Below are 18752 nucleotides of genomic sequence, written 5' to 3'. Positions count from 1 at the left end.
CCTGTCGGCGCCCGCCACCATGGCGAAAGGCTCTTGTCATGGCATCATTTTAATCGGCGGCAGTGCCGGCGCCGAGTAATGCAATTAATTGAATTTAAAGGTTATACGCGATATGGCTACTGTAGGCATTTTCTTTGGCAGCGACACTGGCAATACCGAAAACATTGCCAAAATGATCCAGAAAATTCTTCAGAAACAGTTTGGCGACGATGTCTCAGAAGTGCATGACATCGCCAAAAGCAGCAAAGAAGACCTGGAAGGGTTCGATATCCTGCTGCTGGGTATCCCGACCTGGTACTACGGTGAAGCGCAGTGTGACTGGGATGATTTCTTCCCGACGCTGGAAGAAGTCGATTTCAACGGCAAACTGGTGGCGCTGTTCGGCTGCGGCGACCAGGAAGACTACGCGGAATATTTCTGTGACGCGATGGGCACCATCCGCGACATCATCGAACCGCGCGGCGCGGCCATCGTGGGCCACTGGCCGACCAAAGGCTACCACTTCGAAGCATCCAAAGGCCTGGCGGACGACAACCACTTCATCGGTCTGGCGATCGACGAAGACCGTCAGCCGGAGCTGACCAATGAGCGCGTGGACGCCTGGGTCAAACAGATCGTCGAAGAGCTGAGCCTGGCCGATATCGTCGGCTAAACGCCGGTACTGGCGAAAGGTTGAACAAAGGCCCTGTAAAGTGCATAGTGTGCCGACAGGGCCGTCATCGGCAACAGGGATTGCTGCGATAGAAGCTACAGATTTGTAACTTCCCACCCCGTCACGGTAGACTGAGATATCGGTTTATCCCATCCATCAAGGCGTTGCATGCAAAACATGCAATAGTGCAATTATATCTTTGTTAACAACCGGCGGTTTCCATTTAGTACAACCGGTTCTATAATGAGACGCATTAACTCTTTGTGCCGACCGATGCCACAGGCGAGTACGCCTCAACTTGATTAGCATAGTAACAGGACTGAATTCGCATGACCGACAACAACATCGCATTGAAGAAGGCCGGCTTAAAAGTCACGCTTCCGCGACTCAAAATCCTGGAAGTACTGCAAAATCCGGAATGCCATCACGTCAGTGCGGAAGATTTGTACAAAAAACTGATTGATATGGGCGAAGAGATCGGCCTGGCGACGGTTTATCGCGTACTGAACCAGTTTGACGATGCGGGCATTGTGACACGTCACAATTTCGAAGGCGGCAAGTCCGTGTTCGAGCTGACCCAACAACATCACCACGATCACCTGATTTGCCTGGACTGCGGCAAAGTGATCGAATTCAGTGATGAATCCATCGAAGTGCGCCAGCGTGATATCGCCAAGCAGCACGGCATCAAGCTCACCAACCACAGTCTGTACCTGTACGGCCACTGCGAAACCGGTGACTGCCGCGAAGACGAATCGCTGCACGACAAGAAATAAGCCTGACCGGCTATGAAAAACCGCCTCACATTGGGGCGGTTTTTTTATGCCCGCCGTACAACGGGCAAAAAAATCCCCGGACAAGCCGGGGGAAGATCATGTCATGAAATACTACAATTGCAGCGGCACTGCGACTCCACGTACTGCTCTCACTTCAACATCCGCCCCACGCCGGCACGCGCGGGGGCGAACGCATTCCCCCTTCGTTAAGCGGCCCGCCGCCATGACGACAGGCCGATGTGCCGGGCTTAGACCTTCTCGGCGCGGCTGTAACGTTTACCGTCCGGACTGACCGAACGCACCTGCACCTCACCCGATACCGCCGGCTTGGCCTTGGCGTCATAACGCTGCCACTGCTTGCCGCCGTCGGTGGAGTACTCGATGCCCAATCCCGGCAGCGCGATATTCGCCTCCAGCTTGCCGCCCGCCACGCGGGCGCCCGGCACCGGCAGACGGTAGGCGACGCCGCCTTTGTCCAGCTTGGCCAGTTCTCGTTGGCCCAGGATATTGGCGAAGCGCAGCCAGTCTTTCTCCAGCGCCTTGGTGTCGACAAAGTGGGTTTCCCCGCCTTTGTATTCACGGCCGGCGCGATAGTCCTGCTCCCAACCGGCGCGGTGCCAGGCGCGTTCCGCCACCGACAGCGCGCGCGGGAAGATCATGTATTCCATCTGCGGATCGGTGCGCTGGGTTTCGCTCCACAGCTGAGCGGACAGACCGTAGGCGCCCGGCCACGGCTTGTCGCTTTTGGCGTTAAAGTGGTTGCCGTCGCGGTCGACCGAGGTTTCCGCGTTCTGCGGCATGTTGTCCGGCGCGAAGCTGAACACCTTGCGCTCGTCGCTGAAGCGGGTGCCCCAGTAGTAACCACGCTCGTCCGGGTTCACCTCGTAAGGGAAGTCCATGTAGACGTAGTCCGGGTTGGAGACCACCACTTCATATCCTTTGTTGGCCCAGTCGTTGACGCTATCGAAACCGCCCCAGTACAACGTATCCCAGAAGTTGACGCCCACGCGCGAGGTGGCGAACGCCTTTGCGTTCTCGGCGTCTTTCAAGCCGTCTTGCCAGGCCTGCATTCTGTCGATGCCGTGCGCCTTCACCAGCTTGCTGACCTCCTGGCCGAAGTAGCTCGGCAGGTGTTCCATGTCGGCCACCTTGCCTTCTTTGATCATCGTCTGGCAAACCTGCGACTTGGCCCATGGCTTGTCTTCGTTGCTCTGGTCGATGATGCCTTTACCCGGCTCCGGTTTCGCCTTGTCGGTATAGCCGGCGCCCAGGCGGATGTTTTTCGCCTCATCGCCGCCGAAATGCCAGGTTTTGATCGGCTGCCCAGCTTCTTTATGCATCTGGGCAATCTCGCCAATCACCTTGTCGACAAAGCGCTGGGAGGAATCCAGACACGGGTTCAGGTAGCTCTGGCGGTTAAAGAACTGCACCGAGGTGGTATTGGAGGTATCGGTCGGATCCACCAGACGGAACTCGTTGGCCTCCTGCTCTTTGCCGGCGGCATGCAGTTTCTTGTAGCGCGCTTCCATAGAGACCACCGCCGCGCGGGCGTGCGCCGGCATGTCGATCTCCGGGATCACCTCAATCTGGCGCGCCTGGGCGTATTTGATGATGTCGATATAGTCCTGACGGCTGAGGAAGCCGCCGTAGACCTCCGGCCCCTGGCCGTACTGCGGCAGCAGGCAGGTGGTTTCGCTCAAATCGTGGCAGCGCTGGCCGCCGACTTCCGTCAGCTCCGGCAAACCGGGGATCTCGATGCGCCAGCCTTCGTCATCGCTCAGGTGGAAGTGGAATTTATTGAGCTTGTAAGCCGCCATCTGATCCAGCAGACGCAGCACCGCGTCCTTCTTATGGAAGTTGCGCGCCACGTCGAGGAAAATGCCGCGATACGGGAAGCGCGGCGCATCGCTGGCGTCCAGCGTGGCGATCTTGCCGCTGCCGTCGCTCGGCACTAACGACAGGATCGACTGCAGCCCGTAGAACACCCCGGCCTGATCGAAGCCGATCACTCGCGCCTCTTTCTTGCCGATTTTCAGCTCATAGGCGCCCGATACCGCCATCGCGCCTTTAAACTTGCCCGGCTGGATATCGGTCTTGATCGGGTAACCGTTGCTCTGAACCGGCACGCCCAGCAGCGCGAAACGCTGGTTGACGACGTCCGCCGCCGGCTTGACCAGCGTGCTCAGATCCAGCGCCACCCCTTTGCGCAGGTCGGCGTCCCGTGCGTGGACCTTCACCTGCATCGGCGTCGGCACGATCTGGCCGCGCAGCGCGCCGGCGGGCAGCGTCTGCAGATCGGCATTGCTGACAAAGCGCGAAGCCGGCGTCATCAGAATGTTTTTGTCGTCCTTGGTGCGCTTCCACTGGTCGCCGGTGAACGGCGCCACAAACTGATCCAGGTTTTCGGTGTCGGTATTCGCCAGCATTTTCGGCTTGGCGTCGCCGGAGGTGGCATACCAACGCGGCAGGAAGTCGTTTCTGAACAGCTGCCAGTATTCGGCGACCACCGGGATTTCCACCGCCTTACCGGCCGGGAAACCGCTGAATTTGGCGGTCGGCTCCAGCTTGTACAGATCGCCGGTCAGATGCGCGATCTTGAACTGGTCGTTGTCCACCCGCAAGGTCTGCCGCGGGCTGTGGAAATAGATGACCCAGTCTTTGCCGTCGATCGCCTGGCCGTCGTTGCTGAGGGTGAACAACACCCGGTTGCAAGAGGCCCAGTCAGCGCCCAGCGCCGCGCAATCCACACCGTTTTCGCCGGCGCGGTTATCCAGCATTTTCACGTTCAGCTTCAGCTGGCTCAGTTGATCCACCAGCTGTTGATCGGCCATGGCGCTCCCCATACCGCCCAGGAATCCCATCGTTGCCGTCAAGGCGGCAAGCGCGCTCAGTTTGAATGCGTTCATCTTCTCATCCTTCTTAATTATTGTTATCGCGAATTTCTTGCCACAGCTTGCCGCACTTGGCGTCATAAGCCTGACCGTTACCGCTGTGAACCGCCATAATGCAGTTCTGATAATCCATCACCCGCACCGTTTCCTGCTCAGCAAACTGCTGGTGCTGTTTTTCTTGTTTCAGCACGTTCAGCACCGACTTGCAGGGCTGCAGACGCTCCGGCGAACCTTCGGCGGTGTTGATGCAGGCGCTGTAAGCCTGCTTCAATTTGGCGTCTTCCGGCGGCGCGGCGGGTTGCGCACAGGCGCTCAAGGCCGCGGCGGCCGCCAACATCAGCATGATTTTTTTCATCGTTGAATTCCCTTAACTGCCCCCGGCGGCGAGGCCGGGGAACGCATCAGAAGATGGTGAATGGCGCGATGACCATGAACTTGACGTCTTTCTCGTCCTGGAAGATGTTGCCGTAACCGCCGCCCCAGCTCGGGATGTTGGTGTGGTTGTCATACTGGGTATAGTGCAGCTTGATCAGGGTGCCCTTGGCGCGCCCTTCCTGGATGGTGTACATCGCGTCCAGGCTCCAGGCGCTCTCTTTCAGGCGCTGGCTCTGATCGTAGATCGGGTTGGTGCTCGGCTTGGCGTCCCAGGCGTAAACGTAGGAGCCGCCGACCGCCATGCCCGGCAGGTTCCAGTTGCTGAGGTCGTACATCACGCCGGCGTACACCGCTTTCTCGCCGTTGGCGTTAAAGTCGGAGCGGTTGTCCCACCACACGTCCAGACGGCCGTTGGATGAGGCGTAGGTCGGGGTCATACGCTGCAGGAAGAAGCCCTGGTTGCCTTCCGCCTTGACCATGGTGCCTTCCAGACGCCAGTTGAACTGGCCGGTGGTGTAACCGAAGGTCAGCGCCTGCAGCCAGGCCAGGCCGTCGTAGATGCTGTTCGGATCGTTCTTGTCGCTGATGCGGTCTTCCGCGCCGTAGAACTGGTAACTGGTGGTCAGCGGGTTGCCCAGCACATCGAATTTGTAAGACGCCTTGGTGAAGTACTGATTCACGTAGCCCTGGGCTTGGCCGAAAGCGGCTTCCAGCACCAGATCGTTTTTGAAATCGTACTTGGCGCCCAGCGAGTGCAGATAGGAGACGCGGGTTTTCTTATCATTCTGGCGGAAGTCGTCCACCTCGATATGCCACGGCGCCTTGTATTTGTCGGCCCACATGTAGGAGAAGCTCAACGCGCCGGCATCGCCGTAGTCGAACTTGGCGCCGGCCTCGGCGCCTTGATAGGTGCCCGGCATAAAGCTCCAGTGCGGCGCCAGCAGGGTTTGGCCGCTCGGCTGAATGTAGCCGGCGCGCGCCCAGACCGGGCCGTATTTGAATTTGGCGGCGGCTTTGTACAGGCTGATACCGCCTTTGTCACCGGAGTAGTCTTCGTCGTAGGTACGGTTTTTTGAGGAGAACGCGATCTCGTTCGGGTGGCCGCTGGCGCTGGATTCCGCCAGCTCGATGGCGGTAAAGGCGCCGACGTCCAGACCGAACATGTCCCAGGCGTAGCCCGACGCGAAATCCAGGCTCAGGTTGGCGGTGGAATGCGACAGGTTGGTGGTGTATTGGTTGTAATCCTTGCTGTCCGGATTGAGATCTTTACGGTCACGCTCACGTTGCCAGTAATAGATGCCGCCGGTCAGCGTGGAATCATCGATAAACCCTGCGGCTTTCGCCTCAGGCGCCATGGCAAACCCTGTTCCCAACAGCGCGCCCGCGACTGCGAGCGCCAGCGTTTTACGCTGAGCACCGTGCGTACCCATATTGAAATTCCTCTTTGACTTAACTTAAAAGTTGCAGCCGCCTGTGTTCACCACTGCCCTGCACGACTGCCAATAAAAAACCCGAACGGGTAAAAAAAATTGCCGACGAGATGTTATTCCCACAGCACTAATTGCTACAGACAGACTATTTTTCGCGACGCGAATTATCAAACAAAAAATGCGGGAGATTTGTCAAAGTATGACAAGCAGCACATATCAGTGATATTTTGTTACGCCGGTGTTCATGGAAGGTGTCGAATAAAAAATTCAATTAAATCAGAATAAATTGAGATACAAGGTCAACCAGAGACGATTAATGGTTTCAGCCTGACCAAATCCGTCATTCAGACAATAAAAATTGAGAGCGCTCTCCAAATGAAATTAATTCGCATCACGAATATATAAGTAAAAATTAAGACTATTAAGCCCAATATCAGAAAACTTATTGATTAACGCACCGCGGTTAATTAAGCACAGCCCGGAATAACACTGCAGGAATAGATGATTTGCTCGATGGCAGACATAAAAAAAGCGCGGCCTAAGCCGCGCTGATTCATTAATTTCCAAGGCGAATAAGATTAGCCTTCGATTTTCGCCCAGGTATCACGCAGACCAACGGTGCGGTTAAACACCAGATGCTCGGCCGACGAGTAACGATTGTCGGCACAGAAGTAGCCTTCACGCTCGAACTGGTAGGCCTTCTCCGGCTGGGCGGCCGCCAGACTCGGCTCGACGAAACCGTGCTTGATGACCAGCGATTCCGGGTTGATGGTGGAGAGGAAATCCTCCGCCGCGCCCGGGTTAGGCACGCTGAACAGGCGATCGTATAGGCGAATTTCCGCCGGCAGCGCGTGCGCCGCGGACACCCAGTGGATCACGCCCTTCACCTTGCGGCCGTCGGCAGGATCTTTGCTCAGCGTTTCCGCATCGTAGCTGCAGAAGATGGTGGTGATCTCGCCCGCTTCGTCCTTCTCGACGCGCTCGGCCTTGATCACGTACGCATTGCGCAGACGCACTTCCTTACCCAGCACCAGACGCTTGTACTGCTTGTTGGCTTCTTCGCGGAAGTCGGCGCGATCGATATAGATCTCACGGCTGAACGGCACATCGCGGCTGCCCATTTCCGGCTTGTTCGGGTGGTTAGGCATGGTGACCATTTCCACCGCGTCGCCCATGTTCTCGATGACGATTTTCACCGGATCCAGCACCGCCATGGCGCGCGGGGCGTTCTCGTTCAGATCGTCGCGAATGCAGGATTCCAACGCCACCATCTCGACGTTGTTGTCTTGCTTGGTCACGCCGATGCGCAGGCAGAACTCGCGAATCGAGGCGGCGGTATAACCGCGGCGGCGCAGACCGGAGACGGTCGGCATGCGCGGGTCATCCCAACCTTCGACGATCTTCTCGGCCACCAGCTGGTGCAGCTTGCGCTTCGACATGATGGCGTATTCGAGGTTGAGACGCGAAAACTCGTACTGCCGCGGGTGGCAAGGAATGGTGATGTTATCCAGCACCCAGTCATACAGACGGCGGTTATCCTGGAATTCCAGAGTACACAGCGAATGGGTGATCCCTTCCAGCGCATCGGAAATGCAGTGGGTGAAATCGTACATCGGGTAGATGCACCATTTGTTGCCGGTCTGGTGGTGTTCGGCGAACTTGATGCGGTACAGCACCGGATCGCGCATCACGATAAACGGCGAAGCCATATCGATCTTGGCGCGCAGGCAGGCGGCGCCTTCGGCGAACTCGCCGTTGCGCATCTTCTCGAACAGCGCCAGGTTCTCTTCCACGCTGCGGTCGCGGTACGGGCTGTCTTTGCCCGGCGCGGTCAGGGTGCCGCGATATTCACGGATCTGCTCCGGCGACAGCTCATCGACGTAGGCCAGCCCCTTGGTGATCAGCTCAACCGCATACTGGTGCAGCTGATCGAAATAGTCTGAGGAGTAATGAACGTTGCCGCTCCACTCAAAGCCCAGCCACTCCACGTCGTGCTTGATTGACTCCACGAACTCGATGTCTTCTTTCACCGGGTTGGTGTCATCGAAACGCAGGTTGCACTGGCCCTGATAGTCCTTGGCGATGCCGAAGTTCAGGCAGATGGACTTGGCGTGGCCGATATGCAGATAGCCGTTAGGCTCCGGCGGGAAACGGGTATGTACCGACGTGTGTTTCCCCGACGCCAGATCTTCATCGACGATCTGACGGATAAAATTGGTTGGGCGGGCTTCAGCCTCACTCATTTCACTGTTCCTCAATGCAAAGCGCTACACATAACCGCCTATGATCCAACAAGCCACGTCTGGAAACAACCGTTTGTTTCACGAAAAATGCGGCATATTGCACCCTCGGCGCGCAGCGCGCCGCCGTGGCGCGAAACGGGATAAAAAAAGCGGGAAGAGATCGCTCTCTTCCCGCCAAGTCGGGGCAAACTCCGCCATGATGCGTGACCGGCCCCGGGTACTACTCAGGTAAAAACTGCCTTACTTTTGGATCTCGTACAGCTTGGTCTGACCGGCGACCACTGAGCCGCTGGCCAGCGCCGCCAGGCCGGCATAGTCGTCAGAGTTGCTGACCACCACCGGGCTGATCATCGAACGCGCATTGGCGTTCAGGTAATCCAAATCCAGTTCCAGAATCGGTTGACCGGCTTTCACTTCCGCGCCCTCTTCCACCAGGCGTTTGAAGCCCTGGCCTTCCAGCGCGACGGTGTCGATCCCCATGTGCACCACAATCTCAGCGCCCTTGTCGGTTTCCAGGCAGAAGGCGTGGTTGGTATTGAAGATTTTCACCACGGTGCCGTCAGCCGGCGACACGACGATGTTGTCGGTCGGGCGAATCGCCAGGCCGTCGCCTACCGCCTTGCTGGCGAAGGCTTCGTCCGGCACCTGATCGAGCGCCACCACTTCACCGGTTACCGGCGCCACCAGCGTTTCAAACGCGGCTTTCGGTGCGTTCGGCACCGCCTGCGGTTTGGCTTCCGCAGCAGGAGCCGCCGCCGGAGCCGCCGCAGCCGCCACCGGGCCGGCCGCAATTACGTTGCGCATTGCGCTGGCAATCAGCTCGGCACGGGTGCCGACGATCACTTGCACGCTTTGCTTGTTCAGACGGATAACGCCCGACGCGCCGAGGCGCTTCGCCAATGCGTCGTTCACCAGCGCAGAGTCCTTCACGTTCAAACGCAGTCGGGTGATGCAGGCGTCGATGCCGGTCAGGTTGTCGGAGCCGCCGATCGCGCCGACGTAGCGACGGGCCAGCGTGGTGGTTTCATTCTCGTCTTTACCGGCGCTGCTGTTGACGTTGACGTCATAACCGTCGGTTTCGTCACCGGCAACCGCCAGCTCGCGGCCCGGGGTCATCAAGTTGAACTTGTTGATGGTGAAGCGGAACACCACATAGTAGATAACGAAGAACACCAGGCCCTGCGGGATCAGCATATACCAGTGGGTCGCCAGCGGGTTACGCACCCACAGCATCATATCCACCAGGCCGGCGCTGAAACCGAAGCCTGAAATCCAATGCATGTTAGCGGCGATGAACACCGAGATACCGGTCAGTACGGCGTGGATCACGTACAGCACCGGCGCCACGAACATGAAGGAGAACTCCAGCGGTTCGGTGATGCCGGTAAAGAAGGCAGCGAATGCCCCTGCCATCATGATCCCCAGCACCTTCGCCTTATTCTCAGGACGCGCGCAGTGATAGATGGCCAGCGCCGCGCCCGGCAGACCGAACATCATGATCGGGAAGAAGCCCGCCTGATAACGGCCGGTGATGCCAACAACCGCTTTGCCCGCATCAATCGACTGCTGGCCGCCGAGGAAGTTAGGGATATCGTTGATGCCGGCCACGTCGAACCAGAACACCGAGTTCAGCGCGTGGTGCAAGCCGACCGGGATCAGCAGGCGGTTGAAGAAGGCATAGATGCCCGCGCCGACGGAGCCCAATTTTTGGATGTGTTCGCCGAAGCTCACCAGAGCGCCGAACACGACAGGCCAGACGAACATCAGGATGTAAGCGACCAGGATCATCAGGAAGGAAATGAGGATCGGCACCAAACGGCGGCCACTGAAGAACGACAGCGCCTTAGGCAGCTCAACGCCGCTGAAGCGGTTGTACACTTCGGCGGAGATGATACCCACCAGAATACCAACGAACTGGTTCTCAATCTTGCCGAACGCGGCAGGCACCTGATCGAGCGGGATCTTCTGAATCATCGACACGGCGGCCGGTGAACAGAGGGTAGTCAGCACCAGGAAACCGACGAAGCCGGTCAGTGCGGCAGAGCCGTCCTTGTCTTTGGACATGCCGTAGGCGACACCAACGGCGAACAACACCGCCATATGATCGATAATCGCAGAGCCAGACTTAATCAATAAGGCAGCGAAAGCGTTGTCGCCGCCCCAACCAACAGGGTCAATCCAGTACCCGACGCCCATCAAGATGGCGGCGGCGGGCAGCGTGGCGACCGGCACCATCAGCGCCCGTCCCACCTTTTGCAAATAACTAAGAATGTTCACCTTTTCCCCCTATGTTGTCCGCGGACGGACCCTATTAGTAGTTTATTTGAAGCTCTCACTACCTTTTTAGAAACAATGCTTGGCACGTATCACTCATGCCGAGTGTAAAAAATTTATTTTGTATCGCAAATTAAAACCTCCCTTTTTGTGATAAATATCACCAAAAAGTAGTCTTCACCTCCCAGATTGCTGGCCATCACACAAAACTTATTTTATCATTCAAAAAATCAACCGGACGGACGATTCACGCGAGAATCATAAAGCTGGGTTACGCTTAGGACTCCCGCAGGCCCGTACAGTATAGCTTTAGTTTACTTATCCCAAGAGGTGTTAGATGAGACTTATCCCACTGAAAGATACCGCACAAGTCGGCAAATGGGCCGCGCGTCATATCGTTCAACGCATCAACGCATTCAAGCCAACCGCAGAGCGCCCGTTTGTACTCGGCCTGCCTACCGGCGGCACGCCGCTGGAAGCCTACAAACATCTGATTGCGATGCACAAAGCAGGTGAAGTAAGCTTTAAGCATGTTGTGACTTTCAACATGGACGAGTACGTTGGCCTGCCGCAGGAACACCCGGAAAGCTACCACACCTTCATGTACCGCAACTTCTTTGACCACATTGATATTCCTCGTGAAAATATCAATCTGCTGAACGGCAACGCCGCGGATGTCGACGCCGAGTGCCGCCAGTACGAAGAGAAGATCAAGTCTTACGGCAAAATTAACCTGTTCATGGGCGGCGTGGGTATCGACGGCCATATCGCGTTCAACGAGCCGGCTTCGTCCCTGGCTTCGCGCACCCGCATCAAAACGCTGACCGAAGACACCCGCATCGCCAACTCGCGCTTCTTCGGCGGCGACGTCAGCCTGGTGCCGAAATATGCGCTGACCGTCGGCGTGGGTACGCTGCTGGACGCGGAAGAGGTGATGATCCTGGTGACCGGCCACGCCAAGGCGCAGGCGCTGGAAGCCGCTGTGGAAGGCAACATCAACCACATGTGGACCATCAGCTGCCTGCAGCTGCACGCCAAAGCGGTGGTGGTGTGCGACGAACCGGCCACCATGGAACTGAAAGTCAAAACCGTCAAATATTTCCGCGAGTTAGAAGCGGAAAGCGTGAAAAGTCTTTAATCTTTGCAGGGGGCTACGATGTTCGCTTTAACCCACGGCCGAATCTATACCGGCCACGACGTACTTGATGACCATGCAGTCATTATCGCTGATGGGCTGATTGAGAAAGTCTGCCCGGTGGCTGAATTGCCCGCCGGCATCGAAACGCGCGACCTGGGTGGCGCCATCCTGGCCCCCGGGCTTATCGACGTGCAGCTGAACGGCTGCGGCGGCGTCCAGTTCAACGATTCGCTGGAAGCCATCTCGGAAGAAACGCTGGAGATCATGCAGCGCGCCAACGAGAAATCCGGCTGCACCAGCTATCTGCCGACGCTGATCACCAGCAGCGACGAATTCATGAAGCACAGCGTCGACGTGATGCGCGCTTATCTGAAAAAGCACCAAAACCAGGCGTTGGGCCTGCACCTGGAAGGGCCGTACCTCAGCCCGGTGAAAAAAGGCACCCACAACCCGGCGTTCATTCGCAAGCCGTCCCAAGACATGATCGATTACCTGTGCGCCAACGCCGACGTGATCACCAAGGTGACGCTGGCGCCGGAAATGGTTGAGCCGCACTTTATCAAGCAGCTGACCGAGGCCGGCATCGTGGTCTCCGCCGGCCACTCGAACGCCACCTACGATCAGGCGCGCACCGGCTTCGCCGCCGGCATCAGCTTCGCCACCCACCTGTACAACGCCATGCCGTATATCACCGGCCGCGAACCGGGGCTGATGGGGGCTATCTTCGATACGCCGGAGGTCTATACCGGCATCATCGCCGACGGCCATCACGTAGCCTGGGCGAGTATCCGTAACGCCAAACGCCTGAAAGGTGATAAATTGGTCTTGGTCACCGACGCGACCGCACCGGCGGGTGCAGATATTGACCAATTTATTTTCGCCGGTAAAACAATATACTATCGGGATGGGCTGTGCGTGGATGAGAACGGCACCCTGAGCGGTTCCGCGCTGACCATGATCGAAGCGGTGCAAAACAGCGTCGAGCATATCGGCATCGCGCTGGACGAAGCGCTGCGCATGGCGACGCTGTACCCGGCGCGCGCGATCGGCGTCGATCACCGTCTGGGCACCCTCGAAGCCGGCAAGGTGGCTAACCTGACCGCCTTCACCCGTGATTTCAAGATCACCAAAACGCTCGTTAACGGTAACGAGGTTTAATTCAATGAACAGCGAGTAACATTATTGATGAGCACTGGCGGACAAGCACAAATAGGGAACGTTGACTTAGTCAAACAACTTAACGGCGCGGCAGTTTATCGCCTGATCGACCAACAGGGCCCGATCTCGCGCATTCAAATCGCCGAACTCAGCCAGCTCGCCCCCGCCAGCGTCACTAAGATTACTCGCCAGCTGCTGGAGCGCGGGTTGATCAAAGAAGTCGATCAGCAAGCCTCCACCGGCGGCCGCCGCGCGATCTCCATCGTGTCGGAAACCCGTCATTTCCATACCGTCGCGGTGCGCCTCGGCCGCCACGACGCCACCATCACGCTGTATGACATGAGCGGTAAATCGCTCAGTGAAGAACACTATCCGCTGCCGGAACGCACCCAGGAAACGCTGGAGAATGCGCTGTTCGCCGCCATCACTCAATTCATCGAAGCGAACCAGCGCCGCCTGCGCGAGCTGATCGCCATCGCGGTGATCCTGCCCGGCCTGGTGGATCCGGCGCTGGGCGTGGTGCGCTATATGCCGCACATCAGCGTCAGCAACTGGGCGCTGGTAGACAACCTGCAGCAGCGCTTTAACGTCACCAGCTTCGTCGGCCACGATATCCGCAGCCTGGCGCTGGCGGAGCACTACTTCGGCGCCACCCGCGACTGTGAAGACTCGATTCTGGTGCGCCTGCACCGCGGCACCGGCGCCGGCATCATCGTCAACGGGCAGATTTTTCTCGGCAACAACGGCAACGTCGGCGAGATCGGCCATATCCAGATCGATCCGCTCGGCGAACGCTGCCACTGCGGCAACTTCGGCTGCCTGGAAACGGTGGCCGCCAACGCGGCGATCGAACAGCGCGTGCGCCAGTTGCTGAGCCAGGGCTACCCGAGCAAACTGACGCTGGAAGACTGCGGCATCAACGCCATCTGCAAGGCCGCCAACCGCGGCGATCTGCTGGCCAGCGAAGTGATCGAACACGTCGGCCGCTATCTGGGCAAGGCGGTGGCCATCGCCATCAACCTGTTCAATCCGCAGAAGGTGGTGATCGCCGGTGAGATCACCGAAGCGGACAAGGTGCTGCTGCCGGCGATCCAAAGCTGCATCAATACCCAGGTGCTGAAGGACTTCCGCAAAAATCTGCCGGTGGTGACCTCCGAACTCAATCATCGCTCGGCGATCGGCGCTTTCGCCCTGGCCAAACGCGCGATGCTCAACGGCGTGCTCTTGCAGCGATTGCTGGAAAGCTGATCCGCCGCTTCTGGCAGGTGTGTTATCGTCACTTCTTGCCTGCCGTAATCATGAGAAACAGCGACAAATGAAAATCAAAAACGTTATATGCGATATCGACGGCGTGCTGCTGCATGACAATACGCCGGTACCCGGCGCCGATCTGTTCCTGGCGCGCATCCAGGAACAAGGCATGCCGCTGGTGGTGCTGACCAACTACCCGTCACAGACCGCACAGGATCTGGCGAACCGCTTCGCCGCCGCCGGGCTGGAAGTGCCGGAGAGCGCGTTCTATACCTCGGCGATGGCCACCGCCGACTTCCTGCGCCGTCAGGAAGGCAAAAAAGCCTATGTGGTCGGCGAAGGCGCGCTGATCCATGAGCTGTACAAAGCCGGTTTCACCATCACCGACATCAACCCGGATTTTGTGATCGTCGGTGAAACCCGCTCTTACAACTGGGACATGATGCACAAAGCCGCCTACTTCGTCAGTAACGGCGCACGCTTTATCGCGACCAATCCGGATAGCCACGGCCACGGCTTCTCGCCGGCCTGCGGCGCCCTGTGCGCGCCCATCGAGAAGATCACCGGCCGCAAGCCGTTTTATGTCGGCAAGCCCAGCCCGTGGATCATTCGCGCCGCACTGAACAAAATGCAGGCGCACTCGGAAGAGACGGTGATCGTCGGCGACAACCTGCGCACCGACATTCTGGCGGGCTTCCAGGCCGGCCTGGAAACCGTGCTGGTGCTGTCCGGCGTCTCCACGCTGAGCGACATCGAAACCATGCCGTTCCGCCCGAGCTACGTCTACCCTTCCGTCGCCGATATCACCATCTTCTGATCCATCGATGGCGGCTGCCCGGCCGCCATTATTTCCCTCTTCCTGACCGCAGTTTGAATTTAATTCGTTCATGGCCGCAAAAGGTTTCAGCCTGCCTGCGCTAAAAATCCTCATTATAAGTTTACGCCCCGCCAATAGCTGATATTGCCGGCGAGCGAAAAACTCTCCCCCTTAATGAATGAGGCCACCATGAGCACAAATAACATTATTAATGCCGTCGCCGCCGATGACGCGGCCATTATGCCATCTATCGCCAATAAAAAGATCCTGATGGGTTTCTGGCACAACTGGGCCGCCGGCGCCAGTGACGGTTATCAACAAGGCCAGTTCGCCAATATGAATCTGACCGACATTCCCGCCGAGTACAACGTAGTGGCCGTCGCCTTTATGAAAGGCCAGGGCCTCCCGACCTTCAAACCTTACAACCTGTCCGACGCCGAGTTTCGCCGCCAGGTGGGCGTGCTGAACAGCCAGGGCCGCGCGGTGCTGATCTCCCTCGGCGGCGCAGACGCGCATATCGAGCTGAAGACCGGCGACGAAGACAAGCTGAAAGACGAGATTATTCGCCTGGTGGAAGTCTATGGCTTCGACGGCCTGGATATCGATCTGGAACAGGCGGCGATCGGCGCCGCCAATAATAAAACCGTCTTGCCTGCGGCATTGAAAAAAGTAAAAGACCATTACGCCGCGCAGGGGAAACACTTTATTATCAGCATGGCGCCGGAATTCCCGTATTTGCGCACCAACGGCACCTATCTGGATTATATCAACGCCCTTGAAGGCTATTACGACTTTATTGCGCCGCAATATTACAACCAGGGCGGCGACGGTATTTGGGTGGATGAACTCAACGCCTGGATCACGCAGAATAACGACGCCATGAAAGAGGACTTCCTCTACTATCTGACGGAAAGCCTGGTCACCGGCACCCGCGGCTATGCGAAAATCCCGGCGGCGAAATTCGTCATCGGCCTGCCGAGCAACAACGATGCCGCCGCCACCGGCTACGTGATCGACAAACAGGCGGTGTATAACGCCTTCGCGCGTCTCGACGCCAAAAGCCTGTCGATCAAGGGCCTGATGACCTGGTCGATCAACTGGGACAACGGCAAGAGCAAAGCCGGCGTGGCCTACAACTGGGAATTCAAAACCCGCTATGCGCCGCTGATTCAGGGCGGCGTCACCCCGCCGCCGGGAAAGCCTAATGCGCCGACGGCGCTGACGGTCGCCGAGCTGGGCACCACCTCGCTGAAACTGAGCTGGGCCGCCGCCACCGGCGCGTTACCGATCGCCAGCTACACCGTCTACCGCAACGGCAACCCGATCGGCCAGACCGCCGGCCTGTCGCTGACCGACAGCGGCCTGACCCCGGCCACCCAGTACAGCTACTTCGTTACCGCAACCGACAGCCAGGGCAATACCTCGCTGCCGAGCAGCGCGCTGGCGGTCAAAACCGCCAACGACGGCACGCCGCCCGATCCGGGTGCGCCCGAGTGGCAGAACAACCACAGCTACAAAGCCGGCGACGTGGTGAGCTATAAAGGCAAGAAATACACCTGTATCCAGGCGCACACTTCCAACGCCGGCTGGACGCCGGACGCCGCCTTCACCCTGTGGCAGCTCATCGCCTAATCGCTAATCGATTGCCGGTCAAACTAGCCGGCAATCTCGCCATCACGCTAAAAATTGCATAATCGATAATTTTTCACGCCGATAACTGAACATCCGTTAAAAACCGCACCTAAGCAAACAACTATTTCTCAACGCATGGCTAAAACGCTTGCATCTCCCGCAGCTTTTGGCGCATTTTCATAACCACAGCGCAGCAAAACCGGGTTATCGCTGATAAATCGGCAATGCTGCCCATAAGAGTAAAAAACAACATCACCGTCATAAAAGCCCGTTAGGAGAGTTGTATGTGTTCTATTTTCGGTGTGCTCGATCTGAAGTCCGATCCCGTTGAACTGCGTAAGAAAGCGCTGGAGCTGTCACGTCTGATGCGCCACCGCGGCCCGGATTGGTCCGGCGTTTACGCCAGCGACAAAGCCATTCTGGCTCACGAACGCCTGTCGATCGTCGACGTCAACAACGGCGCTCAACCGCTGTACAACGCTGCGCACACCCACGTTCTGGCGGTCAACGGCGAAATTTACAACCATCAGACGCTGCGCCAACGGCTGAGCGACCGCTACGCGTTCCAGACCGGTTCCGACTGTGAAGTGATCCTGGCGCTGTACCAGGAGAAAGGCCCGGACTTCCTCGACGATCTGCAAGGCATGTTCGCCTTCGCCCTGTATGACACCGAAAAAGACGCCTACCTGATCGGCCGCGATCACCTGGGCATCATTCCGCTGTACATGGGCCACGACGAGCACGGCAACCTGTACGTCGCCTCGGAAATGAAAGCGCTGGTGCCGGTGTGCCGCACCATCAAGGAATTCCCGGCCGGCAGCTATCTGTGGAGCCAGGACGGTGAGATCCGTGAATATTATCGCCGCGACTGGTTCGATTACGACAGCGTCAAGGACAACGTGACCGACGCCGCCGCCCTGCGCACCGCGCTGGAAGAGTCGGTGAAAAGCCACCTGATGTCCGACGTGCCCTACGGCGTGCTGCTGTCGGGCGGGCTGGATTCCTCGGTCATCTCGGCGATCACCAAGAAATACGCCGCGCGCCGCGTGGAGGATCAGGAACGCAGCGAGGCCTGGTGGCCGCAGCTGCACTCCTTCGCCGTCGGCCTGGAAGGCTCGCCAGATCTGCGCGCCGCGCAAGAGGTGGCCAACCATCTGGGCACCGTGCACCATGAAATCCACTTCACCGTGCAGGAAGGCCTGGACGCCATCCGCGACGTGATTTATCACATCGAAACCTACGACGTCACCACCATTCGCGCCTCGACGCCGATGTACCTGATGTCGCGCAAAATCAAGGCGATGGGCATCAAGATGGTGCTCTCCGGCGAAGGCGCGGACGAAGTGTTCGGCGGCTACCTGTACTTCCATAAGGCGCCGGACGCCCGCGAATTCCACGAAGAGACAGTGCGTAAACTGCTGGCGCTGCACATGTTCGACTGCGCGCGCGCCAACAAGGCGATGTCCGCCTGGGGCGTCGAAGCCCGCGTGCCGTTCCTGGACAAGAAATTCCTCGACGTGGCGATGCGCATCAACCCGAAAGATAAAATGTGCGGCAACGGCAAAATGGAAAAACACATCGTTCGCGAATGTTTCGAGTCCTATTTGCCGGCCAGCGTGGCCTGGCGCCAGAAAGAGCAGTTCTCCGACGGCGTTGGCTACAGTTGGATCGACACGCTAAAAGAGGTCGCTGCGCAGCAAATCAGCGATCAACAGCTCGAAACCGCGCGTTTCCGCTTCCCGTACAACACGCCGACCTCTAAAGAAGGCTACCTGTACCGCGAAATCTTCGAGGAGCTGTTCCCGCTGCCGAGCGCTGCCGAATGCGTGCCGGGCGGCCCGTCCGTCGCCTGCTCGTCCGCCAAGGCCATCGAATGGGACGAATCGTTCAAGAAGATGGACGATCCTTCCGGCCGCGCCGTCGGCGTGCATCAGGCCGCCTATAAATAATCGCGCGGCGTTTTCCCTTGGGGCGGGCCTTTTGGCCCGCCTTTTTGTTGCCTTTTTCCTCCGCCAACTGCCTGAATTGCCGATTTTATCGCCATAATGTTCACAACCCAGACAAACGGCGCTTCCGGGCGCTTTTTCGGGAAAAAACTTGTTGACGCAAATCGGT

At 58.1% G+C, this 18752-nt stretch carries 13 protein-coding genes; 8 read left to right on the top strand and 5 right to left on the bottom strand.

Annotated elements, in window-relative coordinates:
- The first annotated feature begins 112 nt into the window (after positions 1 to 112).
- On the top strand, positions 113 to 652 hold the full coding sequence (gene fldA, locus IT763_RS05455; protein WP_004939938.1) for a flavodoxin FldA: 540 nt from the start codon (positions 113 to 115) through the stop codon (positions 650 to 652).
- A 329-nt stretch (positions 653 to 981) separates the two neighbouring features.
- A complete protein-coding gene (gene fur / locus IT763_RS05450; protein WP_004939939.1) occupies positions 982 to 1428 on the top strand; it encodes a ferric iron uptake transcriptional regulator in 447 nt (148 codons plus the stop codon).
- Between the two features lie 248 nt (positions 1429 to 1676).
- Here the strand turns inward: fur and IT763_RS05445 are convergent, their stop codons facing one another.
- From IT763_RS05445 to nagE, 5 genes are all read right to left on the bottom strand, one after another.
- Positions 1677 to 4334, bottom strand: a complete 2658-nt coding sequence (locus tag IT763_RS05445; protein WP_206195235.1) for a beta-N-acetylhexosaminidase — start codon at positions 4332 to 4334, stop codon at positions 1677 to 1679.
- 13 nt (positions 4335 to 4347) lie between these two features.
- Positions 4348 to 4674 carry a ChiQ/YbfN family lipoprotein gene (gene chiQ / locus IT763_RS05440; RefSeq protein ID WP_016928754.1) on the bottom strand — a complete coding sequence of 109 codons (327 nt, stop codon included), beginning with the start codon at positions 4672 to 4674 and terminating at the stop codon, positions 4348 to 4350.
- Between the two features lie 46 nt (positions 4675 to 4720).
- Positions 4721 to 6124, bottom strand: a complete 1404-nt coding sequence (locus IT763_RS05435) for an OprD family outer membrane porin (RefSeq protein WP_197758188.1) — start codon at positions 6122 to 6124, stop codon at positions 4721 to 4723.
- Between the two features lie 578 nt (positions 6125 to 6702).
- Positions 6703 to 8367: a glutamine--tRNA ligase gene (gene glnS, locus IT763_RS05430; protein ID WP_206195234.1), complete on the bottom strand. Its 1665-nt coding sequence runs from the start codon at positions 8365 to 8367 to the stop codon at positions 6703 to 6705.
- A gap of 240 nt (positions 8368 to 8607) precedes the next feature.
- On the bottom strand, positions 8608 to 10644 hold the full coding sequence (gene nagE, locus IT763_RS05425) for an N-acetylglucosamine-specific PTS transporter subunit IIBC (protein ID WP_028127712.1): 2037 nt from the start codon (positions 10642 to 10644) through the stop codon (positions 8608 to 8610).
- A gap of 334 nt (positions 10645 to 10978) precedes the next feature.
- Here nagE and nagB point away from each other — a divergent pair, with 334 nt between their 5' ends.
- From nagB to asnB, 6 genes are all read left to right on the top strand, one after another.
- A complete protein-coding gene (gene nagB, locus IT763_RS05420; RefSeq protein ID WP_016928758.1) occupies positions 10979 to 11779 on the top strand; it encodes a glucosamine-6-phosphate deaminase in 801 nt (266 codons plus the stop codon).
- 18 nt (positions 11780 to 11797) lie between these two features.
- The gene (nagA, locus tag IT763_RS05415) at positions 11798 to 12937 is read left to right on the top strand and encodes an N-acetylglucosamine-6-phosphate deacetylase (RefSeq protein WP_016928759.1); all 1140 of its coding nucleotides are present in this window, start codon (positions 11798 to 11800) and stop codon (positions 12935 to 12937) included.
- Positions 12938 to 12964: 27 nt separating this feature from the next.
- On the top strand, positions 12965 to 14185 hold the full coding sequence (locus IT763_RS05410) for an N-acetylglucosamine repressor (RefSeq protein ID WP_016928760.1): 1221 nt from the start codon (positions 12965 to 12967) through the stop codon (positions 14183 to 14185).
- 67 nt (positions 14186 to 14252) lie between these two features.
- A complete protein-coding gene (locus IT763_RS05405; RefSeq protein WP_004939957.1) occupies positions 14253 to 15005 on the top strand; it encodes an HAD-IIA family hydrolase in 753 nt (250 codons plus the stop codon).
- A gap of 189 nt (positions 15006 to 15194) precedes the next feature.
- Entirely contained in the window at positions 15195 to 16637 is a 1443-nt protein-coding gene (locus IT763_RS05400; RefSeq protein WP_206195233.1) for a carbohydrate-binding protein, read from the top strand.
- A 284-nt stretch (positions 16638 to 16921) separates the two neighbouring features.
- Complete coding sequence (gene asnB / locus IT763_RS05395; RefSeq protein ID WP_079449578.1) at positions 16922 to 18586, top strand: asparagine synthase B; 1665 nt, start codon at positions 16922 to 16924, stop codon at positions 18584 to 18586.
- Positions 18587 to 18752: the final 166 nt, after the last annotated feature.

The sequence above is a fragment of the Serratia sp. CMO1 genome (assembly GCF_015689115.1).
Lineage (GTDB): Bacteria > Pseudomonadota > Gammaproteobacteria > Enterobacterales > Enterobacteriaceae > Serratia > Serratia marcescens.
This window is presented reverse-complemented; position numbering and strand designations above follow the sequence as displayed.

What these genes read in the sequence shown, in the direction of transcription:
- IT763_RS05410 (WP_016928760.1), top strand. Translation starts at nt 12,965, where the DNA reads ATGAGCACTGGCGGACAAGCACAAATAGGGAACGTTGACTTAGTCAAA.
- glnS (WP_206195234.1), bottom strand. Translation starts at nt 8,367, where the DNA reads ATGAGTGAGGCTGAAGCCCGCCCAACCAATTTTATCCGTCAGATCGTC.
- IT763_RS05445 (WP_206195235.1), bottom strand. Translation starts at nt 4,334, where the DNA reads ATGAACGCATTCAAACTGAGCGCGCTTGCCGCCTTGACGGCAACGATG.
- IT763_RS05405 (WP_004939957.1), top strand. Translation starts at nt 14,253, where the DNA reads ATGAAAATCAAAAACGTTATATGCGATATCGACGGCGTGCTGCTGCAT.
- asnB (WP_079449578.1), top strand. Translation starts at nt 16,922, where the DNA reads ATGTGTTCTATTTTCGGTGTGCTCGATCTGAAGTCCGATCCCGTTGAA.
- nagA (WP_016928759.1), top strand. Translation starts at nt 11,798, where the DNA reads ATGTTCGCTTTAACCCACGGCCGAATCTATACCGGCCACGACGTACTT.
- IT763_RS05435 (WP_197758188.1), bottom strand. Translation starts at nt 6,124, where the DNA reads ATGGGTACGCACGGTGCTCAGCGTAAAACGCTGGCGCTCGCAGTCGCG.
- fur (WP_004939939.1), top strand. Translation starts at nt 982, where the DNA reads ATGACCGACAACAACATCGCATTGAAGAAGGCCGGCTTAAAAGTCACG.
- fldA (WP_004939938.1), top strand. Translation starts at nt 113, where the DNA reads ATGGCTACTGTAGGCATTTTCTTTGGCAGCGACACTGGCAATACCGAA.
- chiQ (WP_016928754.1), bottom strand. Translation starts at nt 4,674, where the DNA reads ATGAAAAAAATCATGCTGATGTTGGCGGCCGCCGCGGCCTTGAGCGCC.
- nagB (WP_016928758.1), top strand. Translation starts at nt 10,979, where the DNA reads ATGAGACTTATCCCACTGAAAGATACCGCACAAGTCGGCAAATGGGCC.
- IT763_RS05400 (WP_206195233.1), top strand. Translation starts at nt 15,195, where the DNA reads ATGAGCACAAATAACATTATTAATGCCGTCGCCGCCGATGACGCGGCC.